Source organism: Gammaproteobacteria bacterium, assembly GCA_013214945.1.
Taxonomy (GTDB): domain Bacteria; phylum Pseudomonadota; class Gammaproteobacteria; order Enterobacterales; family Psychrobiaceae; genus Psychrobium.
Genome location: JABSRT010000002.1, coordinates 25,930 through 45,643, shown reverse-complemented (window position 1 = coordinate 45,643; position 19,714 = coordinate 25,930). Strand labels below are relative to the sequence as shown.

Genomic DNA, 19,714 nt, shown 5'->3' with positions numbered 1-19,714 from the left:
CTTTAGATTATTAAAGCCAGCCACAAAACATTTAATAACTCACTAACTTTAATACCTCTCTCTAAATTAAAACACCCGTTTGTCATTTTAAGGCATGCAGATGTCTTGAATAGGCATGCCTAATAAACTCGCAACACGTTAATCTGATAGTTAACCAGCTGTTAAATTTGCAGGAACAAACCCGCTACAAAACAGGTGGTTTAGGACCTCGAAATTGCCGTATCCACCGTCGTGTTACTGGCAATAATTCATCTAAAATATCAATGGCAACGTACTATCACGTAGGCAATGCCATTGCGATAATAAGAGAGCTTGAATATGTGTTCAAATCATGGAAACCGTGGCGTGGTTTATACCGGCCCTGGCAGTGTTGAAATACAAAATATTGCCTACCCTAAACTCGCTATTGGCAATAGATCTTGCCAGCATGGTGTGATCTTAAAAGTTGTTACCACCAATATTTGTGGTAGTGACCAGCACATGGTACGCGGCCGTACGACCGCTGAACCGGGTTTAGTGCTCGGCCATGAAATTACTGGCATGGTGATCGAAAAAGGTCGTGATGTAGAATATTTAGAAGTGGGCGACATTGTGTCTGTACCATTTAATATCGCTTGTGGCCGTTGTCGCAATTGTAAAGAAGGCATGACGGGCATTTGTCTTAATGTAAACCCTGGTCGCGCTGGCGCTGCCTTTGGTTATGTTGATATGGGCGGCTGGGTTGGTGGGCAATCAGAATATGTGATGGTGCCTTATGCCGACTTTAATCTGCTTAAATTTCCAGATAAAGATCAAGCATTAGAAAAAATAAAAGATCTTACCATGTTATCTGACATTTTCCCGACCGGTTATCACGGCGCGGTTAGTGCTGGCGTTAAACCAGGTTCAACGGTTTATATCGCTGGCGCAGGACCAGTGGGTCTGGCATCAGCAGCTTCAGCTCAATTATTAGGCGCGGCTTGTGTGATTGTTGGCGACATGAACCCTGATCGCCTAGCTCAGGCACGCAGCTTTGGTTGTGAAACCATCGATTTACGTCAAGATACTCCGGTTCACGAAATGATCGAACAGATCCTCGGCACGCCAGAGGTCGATTGCGGTGTCGATTGTGTTGGTTTTGAAGCTCACAGCCATGGCTGTAGCCATCATAAAGAGCAACCTGCCATTGTGCTTAATACCATGATGGAAGTGACTCGTGCCGGGGGTGGCATTGGTATTCCTGGCTTGTATGTTACTGGCGATCCCGGTGCAGCAACAGAAGCGGCTAAAACTGGTCAGCTAAGCATGAATTTTGGTCTTGGTTGGGCTAAGTCTCATTATATGGTCACGGGTCAGTGTCCGGTGATGAAGTATCATCGCAATCTGATGCAGGCTATTTTGTGGGATAAAATCGACATTGCCAAAGCGGTTAATGTTCAGGTTATTTCACTTGATGGCGCACCAGAAGGTTATGATGCATTTGATCATGGCGCGGCTAAAAAGTTTGTGATCGATCCTCACGGTATGGTCGCTTAACGATAACATCTGGCTCTCAGATTATTAGATGATCTGGCTACCGCAAGATAGCCAGATCATCTTTTTGATGATCTTATCTTTAGATCATGCCCTGATCATGTCCAGATCATTAAGATTAGATCTCGTTATTACTTAATGAGATCTCTTAATCAACTTGCTATTTAACCTGTGCAATATATTGATCAACTCGCTCTTTATTCATCGCGATCGTTGACTTAAACCCAGTTAGAAATTGCTTTGTTTGCTCAAGATTAACCGCCTTGCCAACCTGAATAACGCCCACCATGCCAAGCGTTACATGTGGTAAACATTTGTAGACATAAACGCCTTCCTTGCCGAAAGTAACCTTGCCCTCTTTGCCCATAGGCGTAGCAAACGAACTTGCCCCCGCCGGAATTGATACCGATTGCGCATTATGACTAGGATCTGCTGGCACAAAATTTACGGTGTCGCCTGGCGCTATTTTAAGATAAGCAGGTTCCATTACCATTATCTGGCCATTAGCACCAGAAGTAAGCATTTTTACGGTAAACTCAGCCGCATTAAGCCATGAACTACAAGCCAATAGCGTCAGTACTGTAGCAGTCATTGTTGTACGTTTGATCATAAGATATTTTCCACCAGTGAATTGATAAACGCACCATTTTAATGATAATGATTATCAATTACAACCATTATCGAGTGCTACCATTTGATTATAAAAAACCACTTTACTTGATAATGATTATCAGTTACAAATAGGCTAACTATTAACTTTCGTAGGTCTATCCGCTGATGTGGCAAGATTTTATTAACAATGGCGATGCATGCAGTCAGCAATATCGCTGGCTTGATGCCGAACAATATTATTTTAATGCGATCGATTTAATCGAGCAGGAATGGGCTAATGATCGCGAAGACTTTCAATTAATGATGGCGTGGATTAATAGCCTGCATAAGTTGTCTGCTTTATTTGAAGTGCAAGATCAACACAAGGCGGCTCTACGCTACCTGACCATGGCGCACCAATGGCCGCTAACCTCGCTACAAAATGACTCTTTATCTCCGTCATTTCGTACCAAGTTAATGCACGCCTTAACGGTAACTCTTAGTCCATTGCTCGATTTTAGCGAACATTATCCTATTTGTGAAAACTGTCTCGAAGCGTTAGAGGCAACCGCAGCGTGGTTAAACGAAGAACCTCAAGTACTGCATTAATTCCACCAAATTTTGCTAAACACCTGACATTTACGGACTAACCAAAGAATCATTGATTTAGTCCGTTTATGCTCGTTACAAAATCGCTCACTTCATTGCCACTACTAATATGTACTAAGCTGACTTAACTCTTTCCCCTCTGCCATCGAATATATTTCGAAATGTTTTCAGATTAAGTGCTAGCCATTTTGCTGATACGCAGTTCATTAACTACAATGACACAGGTTTAATGTCACATATTTTATGCTGATAAAGGAGAGAGTATGGTCTCAACAAAATTATTCGCGTTATTGCTCTCGTGCAGCGTGCTAGTGACATCGTCGTTAATAGTGCAAGCAAAAGAGCTTAAAGTCGGGATCGGCAACATTTACTACCCGCCGTATTACTTCGAACAAGATGGTGTGATGCGCGGTGCTGTTATCGAAATAGCTCAACATATTGCAGCCAACTTAGGCCACACATTAGTGTTTGAGCAGTATCCTTGGTCACGCATTCAACTATATTTACGTCAAGGTAATATAGATATGGTCATTCTATATTTCAAAACGCCAGCGAGGCAAGCAGACGTCATCTACACTGATATTCCCCATATATATGACAGCAGTTATTTGGTAAGCAAAAGAGGCGCTGCCATTGAGTTTGACGGTGATCTTAGCAAGTTGAAGCATTATAAGTTTGGCAATGTTAGAGGTTCCTCACATGGCGCCGCCTATGACAATGCTCAAGAGCTAAATAAACAGTTAGCTGTCGATGAGTCTCAGCTACTTAGAATGTTACTTCGAGCAAGAATAGATTTGGCGGTCGCCAATAAATCCGTTATAAGTATGCATGCTAAACACGCTGAAATATTCGATAAAATTGACTTTATTAACCCGCAGATTGATGTCGCTCCGGCTTTTTTCGCATTTTCAAAAGCGAAGCCTGCCGCCAAGCAACTGGCTAAGCAATTTTCAATTGAAATAAAAAAGCTGATCACGACGGAAAGATATCAGCAAATTTTAAATAAATATCAGCTCGGACCTATTGAGCTAAGTCATCAAAAATCAGGATCTGGCATGCTAAAGTAATTGCTTGAGTTGTCGACAATTAAATAGAGAGCGTAATGAATTCAATAGGAAAGTTTGTCGACATTAATACGGCACCAATAAATCATAATGCTAGCAGAGATAATAACGGCAATATCACCCCGGTTCCGGTTACTAAAGTAAGCGCACCAACCTCACCAGAGACAGCATCAACAGTCCTTACCATATCTGCCCAAGGGCAAGGGCAATAAAAAATATCGCAAGCGCAACGCCATGCTTATGGTCGCGAGCTCACCGAGCATCAAGCGAAAAACAACCTTTCAGTAACAGAAACCGACTCAACCAACTCGATTGCAGACATTATTGACGAACTTAACCAACAAATACGCGAAATCATGCAGCAAATCCAGCAATTACAAAATCAACAAGATTCAGAATCACAGCAGTAATTAGAGCTATTGAAAAGCCAATTAATGGCATTAAATTCCCTGTTAATGGAACTGAGCAATCAACAACTGAACGAGTTATAGCAAGGCTAATAAATCTTAATAATGGTGGGCCGAGCCTCTGTTGTTCAAAATCACCAAAATAGATACCAAAGCTAGCTGTAGCGAACCACTAGATCCCTTACTTAAAAGTATTGTTGATACCAATAGCATAGTCACGCAAGCCTACTTGAACACAAACGACGATATGAATCGAACTTATTCCTTTATTACGGATGTACCGTCGCAATTTGGTCCAGATATAGTGCTAAAGGATAACAATTTTTGCTACTTTGCCGATCAAAATCACAATCCTGAGCGCAATACGGTTTGGACCAAAGCTTATCTAAATCCCGCAGGTTTAGGCTGGATGGTATCAGCGATTAGCCCTATTTATTACAACGATCAACTTGAAGCCGTTGCTTGGCTTGTCGTGACTATTTCAATCTTGGTCAATGATAACTTCGACTACTAAGTCGACGATAACATTCTAAAAAGACTAGCGCTGTTACTGCAAAAAGGCATCAACCAAAGCAACATTATTGGTCGGTGGGCGAGCGACGAGTTTCTAATTATTTACCCAACGATTGATCAAGAAAAATTAACAAGTATTGCGATTAAAATCTGTAGTCATATCCAATCAAGCCACTCTCAAGATGTTGGTAACATTACGGTGAGTATCGGTTGCTGCACTCATTGGCAGTCCGACAGTTCAGCGGCTTCAATTATTAAAAATGCTGATATCGCGCTGCAACAAGCTAAGCAAAACGGTATGAATCAACTGATTGTTTATGAGCCAGCCCTTCACACTGATCAATAAACAAAAACGCAGCCATTTGGCTGCGTTTGTTAACTGCTATAGCCCTTAAGCATTGGCTTTAGCGCTTATCTAGACACTTGTTATAATTGGTAGTTAAAGGTCAACTTAACATTACGCTCTTCGCCTGGCATACCACCCAGGAACATCGCTTTATTGTAATAGACTTCGTTAAGCAAGTTATTAAGATTTAACCGTAACTTCCAGTTGTCAGCTTGATAGCCAATCGCCGAGTCATAAACTGTATAACTTGCTACATGACCGTCAGGAATGCCGAAGCTGGTTGAGTTGGTGCTTCGTTTATCGACATATTTCACGCCAAAACTAATATCAATCGGGTTAGGTAGCGCTAAGAACTGGGCACCATAGGTTAACCAGGTGCTAGCCGTTACATAAGGCACACCTTTTTGACGAGTATCAAAGCTGCTGCTGGTTGGGTCTTGCTTATTACGAGCATCTTGGTAAGTACCATTGACGTTGAGCAACCAACGCTCACTCAAGTGAGCGTTAATATCAAGTTCAACACCTGTTGTTTCGTCTTTGCCATTGTAAAAATACTGTGCAACCTCAGGTCCAGTCACACCTTGGTCAAAGTCAGGGTTGCTATAACGTAAATTAGTACGGGCGCTCTTAAACAATACTAACGAGCTTAATACTTGGTCATCAAAAGCTTTATAACGAACACCGAGATCAGTACTTACTGACTCAGAGTCTTCTCTGTCGCTACCATCGCCTTTGACACTACTTAACACGCCATAAGCTGTGCGGCCTTTAGAGTAGTTAACAAATAACGCCAGATCGTCAATTGGCATGTAGGTCATACCTAAGTTATAGGTTGTGCCGTTATCTGTTGTATCAACTTCTGGTGTTGGCGCCGCCGCACTGGCTCGATAGCGTGCATCGACACCTAAATGTTCATACTGTTGCTTTATCTCATTAAATGCGATACCAACTCGGGTCGTGAAGCCATTTTCAAAGTAACCGACGTGTTGTAAACCAACGCCCCATGCACTGACTTTTTTGTTGTAATTACTGGTCAATAACGGATCGTAATCTTCGAACGAGCCGGAACCCCAGTTCGGATTGCGAAGATCATAAATGTAAGGATGCTGACCTTGATAGATCACATTGCCGCTTTCATCTTTAATCACTTTATCAGCGTCATAAATTGAGTATTGCTGAAAGCGCACTTCGCGTTGTTCAAAGTTGGCGTTAACGAGCAATTCATTATCAATGCCAGCGAACTCGAAGTCATAACGTAGATCAGCAAAATATTGCCATGATTTCTCGTCTGCAGAAACTTTACGGTATTCTTGACGGCGCGCCGCAAACGGGTACAACACTCCGTTTTCAACTAAAGGGGCACGCGGATCGGCATTAATGGTACCTTGACGGTTCCAATACACATAGTTATAAGCCCCCGTTTGACGGGTAAAACCTGACTCATAATTACGTAACTGCAGCTGTTGATTTAAGGATAAATTATCATTAATTTCAATTTCATGAGCAATCTTAAACCTTAACTCTTTACCCGAGTTATCTTTAGCAATGGGCGAAATAATGCCTGCACTGCCAAAAGAAAACGGCGTTAAGCCATCATTAGCGGCAAGTGAGTCGCTCAGCTCTTGGCGCTGTGCGTCGGTTAACACGATGCCATTGCCGCCAGGATCGTTAATCAGATCTTGCCAGCCGACTTGGCCCGCTGTTTTATCGCCAACAGATGCGCTATTAAAAATCCGAATAGGGTGGCCGATAGAATCCACCGCAATAGAATCCTTAATGTAGGCTGCCGACACCGTTAAACTTTGACGTTCGCCGAGCAGATATTTAAGCGAGCTATAAATCTCATCTCGGTCGGTACCAATGTTGCGATAACCGTCACTACGCGCTGATTTAACGACGGTACGATAAGCCAATTTTTCGGTTAGACCACCAGTGCTATCGAAACTTAACGCACGGCTATCCCACTGGCCAAGTTCAAGCTCTAATTCATGGTGCTTTTCAAATTGTGGTTTTTTTTCAATTAAATTGATCACGCCACCAGCACTGCCCATACCATAAAGGCCAGTGGCAGGTCCTTTCAGTACTTCCATTGACTCAACATTGGTCAATGAACGTGTTGGGTTAAACGTGTTGCTAAGACCGGCACCACCATACATCCCATCAGTCGTATAGTTAGCACCCAAACCGCGGATCATTAAGTTATCACCTATTCCGTAGTTATTACCTGCTTGAGTAACGCCACTGATATTACGAATAAGATCTTGAAGATCATTAACACCTTGCACACTGATCAGCTTTTCATCAACGATAACCACTGCTGCAGGCGTTTCCATCAGCGACATGTCAGATTTGGTCGCTAAGCCTGAATTCATCACCACTTGGTTTTGTCTGCCGTACACAGTGACATTATCGACTTCTTCGTTTGCAGAAGCTGTTTCTGCTACCGCTTTACTAGCTTCGACTGGTACTAGCATTTCTTGGGTTTGCTGCGCCGCAAACAAGCTTGAGGGTAAGAGTACTGAGCTACAAGCAACCGCGAGCAGCGAAAGACGAAATGGTTTCATATCAATTATACATTAAAAATAAAACGGGATGATAATGGCAATAGTTATCGTTTGCAACAAGTTATTTATTCACGTCTAATACATTTAAAAATCGTACAAATATAGAGCCAACAGATTAAATAACATCTAGTTGCAAAAATGTTACAAGCGGCGCGAAGTGACAAGTTAAGGCGAATATTTAACCTCAACATGTTAACAAACGGTAACCAAGGACAAAAGCAACGAAAAGGCAGGTCATTTCGCAACAAAATAGCCCAAATCACAACGTTACCGCAACCCTAAAGCAACAATAGTGCTGCAACCTTGTGCAGCACAAAATATCGCCAGTTACAGCATACCCTCTTCTTTGAGCAAATCGAAAATAGCCTGCGCCGACTCTTGTGTGCCATGAACCACTTTGCCACCGCCGCCAGCGGCTTTTGCTGTGGCTGCTTTAAAACGATCGGCTGCCGTTTTGGCTTTTACGATCTTAAGGCGCTTAGGTCGTTTTTTAGCGGGTGCCGTCTGCCATTGCAAGCGCTCGATATCGTCTTCGCTGTGGCTAGTTTCAGCATTGATTTGACCACGCATAGCAGGACCAAAGGCACTTTGACGCGGTTCGCTTGCTGCCATATCAACGCTAGCAACCAGCGGTAAACTGACCTTAACCTTGCGGCGTTGACCACGAGGTAAGGCTTGTAATATTTCGGCTTGCTTAGCGTTAACATCAATCGACAAGATATCTGCAATCGAACTTATCACCGTCATGCCTAATTGCTCAGCGAGTAAATACGGCATCATGCCCGACGATTCTCCGCTTTCAGCTCGTACCCCTGTTAAGATAATGTCAGGGCACTGGCTACTTTTGAAATGCTCAACCAAGCCAATTGCTGCATCAGCTTGCTCTGGTAAATCCAGTAAGATTACTTCACTCAAGCCCATGCCAAGATAACTGCGTAACGCGCTTGTAGCCTGCTTATCACTAGCCGAACCCGCGTAGATTGTTTGCAGTTTGTCACCGACTAATTTCAACCCAAGCTCTACAGCGCGAGCATCTTGCTCGGCGCGGCGCGCTCGCCCTGATGCTGGATGCTCACCGACCGAAACCAGCGTAACAATAGATAGTTCATGATTAAGCGACATCTTTATTTTCTCCCGCTTTATGCTGCAAGACTAAATCGACCAAACTCGCTAATATTTCGCTACTGTCGCCAATTGCGCTCAAATCGGCACGTTTAACCATGTCACAACCCTCATCGGTATTAATCGCGACCACCTTGTCACATTGACCTATGCCCTGCATGTGCTGGATTGCGCCAGAGATACCCACCGCAATATAAACCTGTGCTGTAACCCAGCTGCCTGTTGCCCCAACTTGGCGGGTGCGCGGCATAAAGCCGTCATCGACTGCCACACGGCTCGCGCCTTCAGTTGCGCCCAAGGTTGCAGCCGCCTGATGAAAGCCGGGCCAATCGGCAATGCCGTTACCACCCGATAAAATAAAGCCTGCTTCACCGAGTGGGATCGCATTAGGATCAACCTCAACATTGCCGTGATCAACGATCAATGATTTAGCCTTGTTAGATTCAACCGTCAGCGCTAGTTGCTCATGACGCGTTTCACTGACCGGTTCGCTACATTCTTCCATCACTAATAACAAGCGAGATAATGCACGAGTGATGTCGGTCTTGCCCGCACTGCCACGACAAACAATGTTGTCGTGGTCTAACTTCCAAACCCCACAAGCAGGGCGAAGTTTGAGCTTAGCGGCCAAACGGCGACCGAGATCGCCGCCACCATTGATGCTGTCGGGCAATAGAATATGCTGCGGATTAAATTGCTTAACAATAACACCAAGATCACGACAGCGCTGCTCAGGATCATAATCGTAATACTGATTGCCGCTTAAGTGGATCAAGCGATCTACTCCCGCATGATCAAGGTTATCATCCTTTAATTCACCAAAAGCGACGGCTATCACCACACCATTAGCACCATTGTGATTGGCCAATTGCTGGGCTAAACCAAGGGTATCTTTGTCGTGACCATTAAGACGACCAGAAACCAGATCTAGTGCCACTACAATCGTAAAGTCTGGCTTACTCACCTGATGCAACGGCAATACCACGGCCGCTTGTGCTGGCCCACTGCCGCGGCGACCGCTAGCGTCGCCACTTGAGTTGCCAGAACGATCAATACGTTTAAGACCATTAGGACCAATAAACCCTAAACCATGGACATTTTTGCGTAATAAACCGCTCGGGCCGTAAACAGGCCCGGCTGCTGTTGCTTGATGCAGTGGGTGCAATCGATTACGAGCAATCCATTGGGCACGCGGATCGCGTCTAAATAGTTCACTCATTAGACAAGCTCCTTAGCCAAGTTTTTGACCGGGGCGACCAGCGGTCGCTCAATTAACGCGTCGAGTAATAGCTCGGCAATGTCCTTAACCTGTGGTCGTGGCTCAACTACGCCTTCCAACATTAAGCTACACTGTGGACAAGCAACCGCAACAATTTCTGCGCTGGTTGCTTTGGCGTCTTCCATTCGCATATCAGGGATCCGCTGCTTGCCAGGAATATCGGTCACGGGTGCGCCGCCCCCACCGCCACAACAACGTGCGGTTGACTGGCTACGATCCATTTCTTTGATCTTGATCCCCATTTGTTCCAGCAAATAACGCGGCGCATCATACTCGCCGTTATAACGCCCAAGGTAACAAGGATCATGATAAGTCAGCGATAGATCCTTAGCTGGATCAAGCTGTAACTTGCCTTCTTTGACTAATTCAGCAAAGAAACCCGTGTGATGGAACACCTGATAATCACCACCAAATTCTTTATATTCATTTTTAAGACAATGAAATGCATGAGGATCGGCTGTGATGATCGAATTAAATTCAAATGCCGCCATCGTCGCAATATTGGTTTTAGCTAGGCGCTGAAAGGTTGCTTCGTCACCTAAACGACGGGCTAGATCACCACTGTCACATTCACTATCACCAAGTACCGCAAAATTGACCTTAGCGGCGCGTAGCAGTTTGATCATCGCCCGCAAAGTTCGCTGATTACGCATATCAAAAGCTGCTTCACCCACCCACAACAAGACATCTGCTTGCATCACTATCTCTTGTGAAGAAGAGCCTTGACCAAATACCGTTAAGTTTTGATCCGCCGCCCAGTGCATTCTACTCGATGGTGCAAAACCATTGGGATTATCAGTCGCGCTAAAGTTTTCCAGAATTTCACTGCCCTTGCCCGGAGTTTGGCCTTTTTCTAAGGTTTCGAATCGGCGCATATCGACAATAGCATCAACATGTTCGATCATCATCGGACACTCCTCCACGCAGGCACGACAGGTCGTACAAGACCATAATGTTTCAGGCTCAACCAAGCTATTGACGATCGGAATGATCGCACCGCCTTTATGAGTGCCTACTTCAATACCCGGATAAGGACTACCAGCAAAGTTAGCATCGGTGCCACCAGCCAAACCAACCACCATGTCTTGGATCAGTTTTTTAGGATTAAGTGGCTGGCCAGCTGCGAAAGCAGGACACGCTTTTTCACAACGGCCACATTCAACGCAGGCATCAAAACCCAGTAACTGATTCCATTTAAAGTCTTCGGGTTTTTCGACCCCTAATTTGGCTGCGGATAAATCAATAGCCTTTAATCCCGTTGAACGGCCACCGCCAAAACGTTCTTGACGACGATGCAAACCTAGATGAAGCGCGCCAGCAAAAGCGTGCTTCATTGGCCCGCCCCAGGTCATGCCGAAAAACATTTCGCCAATACCCCAGATAATGCCGGCGACTAATACCAAGGTCAGCAACCAACTGCCACTGTCGCTCGGTAAAATACCAGTAGCTGGCAGAGTCAGGACAAAAAATGTCGCGGCAAAAGCCATGATGCTTTTTGGCAAACGCTGCCATTTTCCCAACGACAAATTAGGGGGTGGATTGCGACGGCGGATCATCACAAAAATACTGCCAACAAACATCAGCAATGACGACAACAATAGCGCCCAGCTCAGCAGTTGCAGCTCCACTTTAAACAAATAAACCAAGATGATTAAAATTGATGACAATACAAAGCCACCAGCGGTCGCCACGTGAGTATTAGACATGTATTTATCGCGTGCGACGACATGGTGTAAATCAGTAAGATAACGACGCGGAATGGCCAACAAACCAGCCCAATATACTGGTGATGGCTGCCCCTGTCGCCACAGTGCTGCTCGGCGCAACGCACCAACAATCGTCAGCAATAATGCAAGCGCAATAAGTACTGGGATAAATTGGCCAAGAAATTCGGAAGAGGACATAGCAAATCCTAATTATTAATATCGAACGGGTGTTGCTACATGACGTAGCAACACCAAGTATTAATACCAATTACATTAAAAAGGTGATTGGTATTAACCTGCCTAGTTCTGGATTGAATATCCAAAGGGCTCAGGTTTAAAAATCCTTACACAAACGCAACGCATCGTAGATCGCAGCATGCGTATTACGTTGTGATACGCAATCACCAATGCGATACAACAAATAGCCGTCGCTCGCTTCACTCAGCGCTGGTTGTGGCTGCGCTGCATATAAGGCTTCAATATCGATCTGACCTTTGTTGCGTGAATCTTGTTTAAGCTGCAGGTATATTTGCTCGTCAGGACGCACCCCATTTTCGATCACAACCTGATCAACCACGCGCTCTTCTTGCTGACCGGTATATTCGTTCTCGAGTACTGCGACTAACTTGTCACCTTCGCGATAAACTTTTTCCAGCAACATGTCTGAAGTCATGATCACATCTTTTTGATACAGGCTGCGATAGTAAGTCGGGAATGTGGTGCCACCAACCGCAGCGCCTGGCTTGATATCATCAGTAACCATTTCAACCAACGAGCCATTTTGGGCCAAGAAATCAGCCGCCGACAGGCCGCTAAATTCACAGATGGTGTCATAAACCAGCACATTTTTACCCGGTGCGACTTTGCCACTCAAGATATCCCAAGTGCTAACGACTAGGCCTTCTTCAGCGCCCCAATGGGGATTTTGCGCTAAAAATGGTTGGCCGCCGACGGCTAAAATAACGACATCGGGCCGCAAGTCACGGATCATTGCTTCATCGGCCGCGGTATCTAGGCGTAAATCAATGCCCAAACGGTTTAGTTCCATCGCGAACCAACGGGTAATCCCGGCAATTTGGTCACGCTGTGGCGCTTTAGAGGCAATGGTAATTTGGCCACCAAGCTCTGGATTCTTTTCAATTAAAATCACTTCATGGCCACGTTCAGCACACACCCGAGCCGCTTCCATGCCCGCCGGACCACCACCAACGATCACCACTTTACGGATCACTCCCGTGGTTTTCCCAATGATGTGCGGCATGGTTGATTCACGCGAGGTTGCCGCGTTTTGAATGCATAACACATCCAACCCTTGGTACTGGCGATCGATGCAATAGTTGGCACCAACGCACTGCTTAATTTGATCTACCTGATTGAGTTTGATCTTAGCGATCAAATGAGGATCGGCGATATGCGCACGAGTCATGCCAACAAAATCAACATAACCACTCTCTAAAATACGCTGAGCTTGGGTAGGATCTTTAATATTTTGTGCGTGCATTACTGGCACGTTTACCACTTCTTTGATCCCAGCCGCTAAATGCAAAAATGGTTCAGGTGGATAACTCATGTTCGGAATAACGTTGGCTAGCGTATTGTGAGTATCACAACCCGAGCCAATCACACTAAAGAAATCAATTAAGCCTGTTTCGTCGTAATAAGCTGCAATTTTTTTCATGTCGTCATGGTTAAGACCATCAGGGTGGAACTCATCGCCACAAATTCGCAAACCAACCACAAAATCGCGCCCAACTTCTTCACGAACCGCTTTAAGCACTTCCATGCCAAAACGCATCCGGTTTTCAAAACTACCGCCCCATTCGTCATCACGCTGGTTAACCCGTGGGCTCCAGAACTGATCGATTAAATGCTGGTGTACTGCCGACAATTCAATGCCGTCAAGACCACCCGCTTTGGCCCGACCCGCCGCTTTGGCGTAGTCACCAATAATTCGGTACATTTCTTCAATTTCAATCGTTTTACAGGTCGCGCGGTGAACTGGCTCGCGAATACCACTTGGGCTGACCAAGGTGCTCCAGTTGCCGCCATCCCATCGAGAACGCCGCCCCATGTGGGTAATTTGGATCATAATTTTTCCGCCGTGCTTGTGCACCGCGTCGGCTAAATTTTGAAAATGCGGAATAATCCGGTCGGTTGATAAATTGACCGATTTCCACCAGCCCTGCGGGCTGTCGATAGACACCACACTCGAGCCGCCACAAATTGAAAGGCCAACACCACCTTTGGCTTTTTCTTCGTAGTATTTAATGTAACGTTCGGTTGTCATGCCGCCTTCGGTTGCATAAACTTCGGCGTGCGCCGTACTAACCACGCGATTACGAATGGTCAGATTATTGATTTTTAATGGCTTAAATAATGCGTCAAACTGCGCCATGACGAGCTCCTGATGTGCTTATTATTGTTATAAACCATGGGCTCACTACAGCCCATCGCTGATTAACTCATTGCTATTTTTTATTATTTTTATGAATTACAAAGCTTATATTACAAAGGCTTAACTTCGAATATGCCAAAATCACAGCCGTCTTCTGCCGCGCACTGTGTTTGCTCTGCCACTGTTTTGACGTCGAAACCCAGGCTGTCAGCAATTTGATCCATCGCGCCAGCAAACCAACCGGTAAACATGTAATCGACCTTGCGATTAACCTGACCGTATTGATAAACGAATGCTGAGTTTTCTAAGCGAATTCGTGCGGTGCCTTTTTCGAGATCAAGTTGTTCGGTAATAAAGAAACCCCAGCCACGTTGTGACAATCGTTTCATGTAATGTTCAAACACTTCAGCGCCGCTAATACCATGTTCTTGGGCTTCTTTTTCACACCAGTAATACGCTGACTTGTAACCAGCTTTATATAAAACTTGGGCATAGCGTTCGGCGCCAAGTTCTTCTTCAATGCCGATGTGGTTATTGACAAAGAAATGGCGTGGCACATAAAGCATTGGCAAGGCGTCGGTGGTCCATACGCCTGTTTCACTGTCGACTTCAATCGGCATTTCAGGACTATGTGAGCGCGCAGGGCTGTGTGATTTTGTAGTTGTAGCTGTTGTCATTGTCTATTCTCCCCAGACATCTTTTAGGACACGAACCCAGTTCTCGCCCATAATTTTTTTAACTTTAGATTCTGACCAGCCAGCTTCTAGCATCGCATAGGTCAGATTAGGAAATTCACCCAAGGTCCGAATGCCTTCTGGGTTAATAATTGTGCCAAAATCAGTTAACCGGCGGGCATAACCTTTATCGTGAGTCAGCATGTCGAAAAATGCCTGATCATGGCCTTGGGTAAAATCAGTACCAATGCCAACACAGTCTTCACCTGCCAGGTTAATCACGTAATCTATCGCTTCAACATAATCATGCACCGTTGAATTAATGCCATTTCTTAAGAAAGGTGCAAACATGGTAACGCCAATAAAACCGCCGTGTTCAGCGATAAATCGTAGCTCTTGATCTTTCTTATTACGCGGATGCTCTTTTAAGCCATAAGGTAAACAGTGTGAATAACAGACTGGCTTCTCTGAGGCTAAAATAACTTCTGTTGAGGTTGTTGGGCCAACATGCGATAGATCACACATCACGCCAACATTATTCATTTCGGCGACTATTTCACGCCCAAACCCCGACAAACCACCATCACGTTCATAACAGCCAGTGCCCACTAAATTCTGGGTGTTGTAAGCCATTTGCACCACGCCAACCCCAAGCTTTTTAAAGATCTCGACATAACCGATTTGATCTTCAAAGGCATTCGCATTTTGAAAGCCTAAAATGATCCCTGTTTTACCCAGTTCTTTAGCGCGGGCGATATCGGCGGTGGTATGAACCGGCATAATTAAATCGCTGTTATCACGATAAAATTGGTTAAATTGGGCAATATTATCAATGGTTGCCTGAAAACCTTCCCAGACCGACACAGTACAGTTGGCTGCAGTTAAGCCGCCGCGGGCCATGTCTTCAAACAGGTCACGGTTCCATTTGGCGATCACCAAACCATCGATAATTGTTGAACTGCGATGTAACGCTTGCGCGTTGTCCATTAGTTGGCTATTCATTCACTGACCTCATTCATCAAGCACTTTATTGACCATTAAATTCGCTAACAAACGAAGTTATGGCCACAGGGATATTTAAACTAAAATCAGTCTAGCACCGCTAATTTAGGCAGTTTGGGTGAATACGACACGTATATTGCCAAAAACGTCGTGGTGGTCGTAAATGTCGTAATCCCTTAGTAACAGGTCATAAAATTAGTCACAGTGGTAAAGCAGTTAGCGGATTATTATCATCAGCTAATCTTTATAACAGACTGATTTTATTGTAGAGGTTTAGCAGAGGTAGAAATGAGAGTAGGCCTAACGAACGTAGGCCTACCGCTAGAAATTAATGACGCGCTACTGGCGCAGAGCCAAAACTCGATTCACCCATTGCCCCTGGCAGCAAGTTATCGCCATAAGCATTGTTGCGCTCATCACGCGGCGGCAGATTAAAAGAATTGCGATAACATTTACTAAAATGTGGCGTTGACACAAAACCGCAAGCAATAGCCACTTCAATAATCGACATGTTAGTTTGCTTAAGCAATTGGCGCGCTCTAGTTAACCGCAACTGCAAGTAATAACGATATGGTGAGCAATGGAGATATTTCTGGAACAAACGCTCCAGCTGTCGGCGCGACAAACTGACATACTGCGCCAATTCATCGAGGCACAAGATTTCTTCAATGTTCGCTTCCATTAAACCAACAACATCTTGTAATTTTGATTGAGTAGCACCTACTACATGTTGCAATGGCACCCGCTGTTGATCCGACTCGTCTCTCATGTGCTCGTGGGTGAACATGTCAGATATCGCAGCCGATAAATCTTTGCCATGCGCTTTACGGATCACTTGCAACATCATGTCCATCGGGGCTGTGCCACCGGAACACGTCATGCGATCGCGATCATTAATAAACAGTTGATTACTACTATGGATATACGGGAACTCTTCTTGCCAGCCCGCTAATTGTTCCCAATGAATAGTACAATGGTAGCCATCTAATAAACCGGCTTTAGCCAGTAAATAACTGCCAGTGCAAATGCCACCAAGCGGAATGTGACAACGTGACAATTGACAAAGCCAACTCAAGGTATTGCGTGTGACCGTGTTTTTAATGCCAACGCCGCCACAAACCATCACGCTATCATATTTGTCAAAATAACCAATGGAGCTGTCGACCGACAGCGTTAAACCGTCACTGGCGGTAACGCTGCGACCGTCTTCGCTAATGGTGGTCCAGCGATAGAGTGTTTTACCCGATAGCTGATTTGCCATTCGCAGGGGCTCAATCGCTGATGAAAGCGCCAACATGGTAAAATTTGGCTGGAGTAAAAAACCAATATGAAAACAGGATGGTTCGGCATTATTGCTAACAAATTGTTGTGGAGACATCACACACCTCGACTCTGGCTTAGATCGGGTTATACGACCCAAATACTGGGTCATTCCTGATTCTTTATCTAATAAGTAGACTACCCAATATATTTTGGATTAATCGTGATTTTTCAAACGTTTATTGCAAGACCTTATTCTCCCTAATAATACCCACAATTAACTTGTGACAACAATAAAAGTAAACTGTTTTTGGTGCTTCCAATTAACGACAGCGACGTATCAATAAACGACACTTTGTAACAATAATTTAACTTATCGCAATGGTCAAATATTATACCGATGTCTTAATCAGATAAGAGACTGTCTTTATTGGGTATGCGATATCAAAATAAATCACCGATCATTGCAGGCTAAGGGTAAATACCAAAGTTAAGTCAAAGAGTGTGAGGATTACTATGAGTATTAGCAACGAGGATCGCCAACAGATCATCGCCATAATAAAACAAAATCAGACATTGCCAGGAGCGATGTTGCCGATACTGCATGGTATTCAGGATAAAATCGGTTACCTACCAGAAGTAGCCATTAATCAAATCGCGACTGCGCTCAATTTGTCGCGTGCAGAAGTACATGGCGTCATTAGTTTTTATCACCACTTTAGAACTAGTAAACCAGGGGTTCATATTATTGAAGTGTGCCGCGGAGAATCTTGTCAGGCGATGGGGTCACGAGCACTCGAACAGCAGGTTAAGCAAAAACTCGGCATCGACTATCATCAAACCACTAAAGATCAACGTTACAGCCTCGAGCCAGTTTATTGCCTTGGCAATTGTGCTTGTTCTCCGGCGATTAGAATTGGCGACGATATTCATGGCGAAGTTGATGGTGAGAAATTTTTAACCATTGTCGATTCATTATCTACTTACGCGTTGGAACTATCATGAGTCCTAATCAAGCCACCAGCTCAACTAACTCAAGTAACTCAAGTAACTCAAGTAACTCAAGTAAGCACCTACTTAGTAAACGAGTGTATGTTTCTCTCGATACCACCGCCCGCTCTAAAGGCAGCGACTTGATCGCCGACCAAGTGAGCCGCCAACTAAAGTTACAACCCGAGTTAGCGGCAACCTTAGTACGTAATGGTTCGCGCGGCATGTTTTGGCTAGAACCATTGTTAGAAGTTGAAACACCACAAGGTCGAGTCGCTTATGGCCCAGTCAAACCCGCTGATGTCAGCGAAATTCTTAACGCTCAAGCTTTTAACGATGTGACCAACCACCCGTTATGTCTTGGCTTAACCGAACAAATCCCGTGGCTTAAAGAGCAGCAACGCTTAACCTTTGCCCGGGTTGGGGTTATCGATCCCATCGATGTTGCCGATTATCAGGCCAACGGTGGTTTTGTCGGACTGCAACAGGCGCTGGAGAAATCACCACAGCAAATTGTTGATCAAGTAAAAACATCAGGATTGCGCGGCCGTGGTGGCGCAGCGTTTCCGACTGGGATCAAATGGCAAACAGTGTTAGACGAAGTGCCGCAGCAAAAATATATTGTGTGTAATGCCGATGAAGGTGACTCGGGCACCTTTGCCGATAGAATGTTAATGGAAGGTGATCCTTTCGTATTAATCGAAGGCATGATCATTGCTGGCCTAGCGGTTGGCGCCAATCAAGGTTACATCTATTTGCGCAGCGAATATCCGCAAGCGCATAAGATCCTTAATCAAGCTATTGCCAATGCTCAAGCGGCTGGTTTTGTCGGTGACAATATTTGCGGCCATGATTTTAATTTCAATTTGGAAGTGCGACTCGGGGCCGGCGCTTATATTTGTGGTGAAGAAACCTCGTTGCTTGAAAGCCTTGAGGGCAAACGCGGCTTAGTGCGGGCCAAACCGCCCTTGCCAGCCATTGAAGGATTATTTGGTCGACCAACCATAGTAAACAACGTTATTTCTTTGGCCTCGGTACCTTATATTTTAAGTTATGGTGGCGAAGCCTATCGCGATTACGGCATTGGCCGCTCACGCGGCACCTTACCAATTCAGCTAGCTGGCAACGTCGCTCAGGGTGGCTTGGTTGAACTGGCCTTTGGCATCAGTTTAAAAGAATTAATCGCACGTTATGGTAAGGGCACCAAAACTAAACGACCAATGCGCAGTATTCAGGTTGGCGGCCCTCTTGGCGCTTATTTGCCACAACATCAGTGGGATACCCCGCTTGATTATGAAGCATTTTCTGCAATTGGCGCCGTGTTAGGTCACGGCGGCATTGTCATTTTCGACGACAGCGTCGACATGGCCGCGCAAGCGCGTTTTGCAATGGAGTTTTGTGTCGCCGAGTCATGCGGTAAATGTACCCCTTGTCGCATTGGCTCAACCCGTGGCGTTGAAGTGATCGACAAACTGCTCGCGGCAGATGACGAGCAACGCCCAGCCCACCTCGAACTGCTGAATGATTTATGTGACACCATGGAATTTGGCTCCTTATGCGCCATGGGCGGCATGACCCCGTTTCCGGTACGCAGCGCGCTTAAATTTTTCCCGAGCGATTTCAGCCTAACCGACTCTCAGCCAGCAGAGCAACAACCGTCAAGCACAGAGGCGCCGTAAA

17 protein-coding genes are annotated in these 19,714 nt (G+C 45.2%); 8 read left to right on the top strand and 9 right to left on the bottom strand.

Features of this window, described 5'->3' with window-relative positions:
• Positions 1-318 precede the first annotated feature (318 nt).
• Entirely contained in the window at positions 319-1,515 is a 1,197-nt protein-coding gene (gene fdhA, locus HRU23_00920) for a formaldehyde dehydrogenase, glutathione-independent (GenBank protein NRA52690.1), read from the top strand.
• A 157-nt stretch (positions 1,516-1,672) separates the two neighbouring features.
• Here fdhA and HRU23_00915 read toward each other — a convergent pair whose 3' ends face one another.
• Entirely contained in the window at positions 1,673-2,035 is a 363-nt protein-coding gene (locus HRU23_00915) for a pseudoazurin (protein ID NRA52689.1), read from the bottom strand.
• A gap of 254 nt (positions 2,036-2,289) precedes the next feature.
• Here HRU23_00915 and HRU23_00910 point away from each other — a divergent pair, with 254 nt between their 5' ends.
• The 5 genes from HRU23_00910 (at position 2,290) to HRU23_00890 (ending at position 5,042) form a co-directional block, all read left to right on the top strand.
• The gene (locus HRU23_00910) at positions 2,290-2,712 is read left to right on the top strand and encodes a hypothetical protein (protein NRA52688.1); all 423 of its coding nucleotides are present in this window, start codon (positions 2,290-2,292) and stop codon (positions 2,710-2,712) included.
• 263 nt (positions 2,713-2,975) lie between these two features.
• Positions 2,976-3,779, top strand: coding sequence for a transporter substrate-binding domain-containing protein (locus tag HRU23_00905; protein NRA52687.1), 804 nt, complete (start codon positions 2,976-2,978; stop codon positions 3,777-3,779).
• Positions 3,780-3,814: 35 nt separating this feature from the next.
• Positions 3,815-3,988, top strand: a complete 174-nt coding sequence (locus HRU23_00900) for a hypothetical protein (protein NRA52686.1) — start codon at positions 3,815-3,817, stop codon at positions 3,986-3,988.
• Between the two features lie 319 nt (positions 3,989-4,307).
• Positions 4,308-4,697, top strand: a complete 390-nt coding sequence (locus tag HRU23_00895) for a hypothetical protein (protein NRA52685.1) — start codon at positions 4,308-4,310, stop codon at positions 4,695-4,697.
• 12 nt (positions 4,698-4,709) lie between these two features.
• Positions 4,710-5,042: a GGDEF domain-containing protein gene (locus HRU23_00890; GenBank protein ID NRA52684.1), complete on the top strand. Its 333-nt coding sequence runs from the start codon at positions 4,710-4,712 to the stop codon at positions 5,040-5,042.
• An 80-nt stretch (positions 5,043-5,122) separates the two neighbouring features.
• On the opposite strand, the gene HRU23_00885 is transcribed toward HRU23_00890, so the two are convergent.
• The 8 genes from HRU23_00885 to HRU23_00850 form a co-directional block, all read right to left on the bottom strand.
• Entirely contained in the window at positions 5,123-7,606 is a 2,484-nt protein-coding gene (locus tag HRU23_00885; protein ID NRA52683.1) for a TonB-dependent receptor, read from the bottom strand.
• A gap of 327 nt (positions 7,607-7,933) precedes the next feature.
• Complete coding sequence (locus tag HRU23_00880) at positions 7,934-8,728, bottom strand: electron transfer flavoprotein subunit beta (GenBank protein ID NRA52682.1); 795 nt, start codon at positions 8,726-8,728, stop codon at positions 7,934-7,936.
• Positions 8,718-9,947, bottom strand: a complete 1,230-nt coding sequence (locus tag HRU23_00875) for an electron transfer flavoprotein subunit alpha/FixB family protein (GenBank protein ID NRA52681.1) — start codon at positions 9,945-9,947, stop codon at positions 8,718-8,720. Before HRU23_00875 ends, HRU23_00880 begins: the two co-directional genes overlap by 11 nt.
• Positions 9,947-11,911, bottom strand: coding sequence for a (Fe-S)-binding protein (locus HRU23_00870; GenBank protein NRA52680.1), 1,965 nt, complete (start codon positions 11,909-11,911; stop codon positions 9,947-9,949). Before HRU23_00870 ends, HRU23_00875 begins: the two co-directional genes overlap by 1 nt.
• Before the next feature lie 136 nt (positions 11,912-12,047).
• Positions 12,048-14,108, bottom strand: a complete 2,061-nt coding sequence (gene dgcA / locus HRU23_00865; GenBank protein NRA52679.1) for a dimethylglycine demethylation protein DgcA — start codon at positions 14,106-14,108, stop codon at positions 12,048-12,050.
• Positions 14,109-14,218: 110 nt separating this feature from the next.
• Entirely contained in the window at positions 14,219-14,785 is a 567-nt protein-coding gene (locus tag HRU23_00860; protein ID NRA52678.1) for a hydrocarbon binding protein, read from the bottom strand.
• 3 nt (positions 14,786-14,788) lie between these two features.
• Positions 14,789-15,769, bottom strand: a complete 981-nt coding sequence (locus tag HRU23_00855) for a membrane dipeptidase (protein NRA52677.1) — start codon at positions 15,767-15,769, stop codon at positions 14,789-14,791.
• A gap of 343 nt (positions 15,770-16,112) precedes the next feature.
• Positions 16,113-17,162, bottom strand: coding sequence for a GlxA family transcriptional regulator (locus tag HRU23_00850; protein ID NRA52676.1), 1,050 nt, complete (start codon positions 17,160-17,162; stop codon positions 16,113-16,115).
• 398 nt (positions 17,163-17,560) lie between these two features.
• Here HRU23_00850 and HRU23_00845 point away from each other — a divergent pair, with 398 nt between their 5' ends.
• Positions 17,561-18,049, top strand: a complete 489-nt coding sequence (locus HRU23_00845) for a formate dehydrogenase subunit gamma (protein NRA52675.1) — start codon at positions 17,561-17,563, stop codon at positions 18,047-18,049.
• Positions 18,046-19,713, top strand: a complete 1,668-nt coding sequence (locus HRU23_00840) for a formate dehydrogenase (GenBank protein ID NRA52674.1) — start codon at positions 18,046-18,048, stop codon at positions 19,711-19,713. The genes HRU23_00845 and HRU23_00840 overlap by 4 nt, the downstream gene beginning before the upstream one ends.
• Position 19,714: the final 1 nt, after the last annotated feature.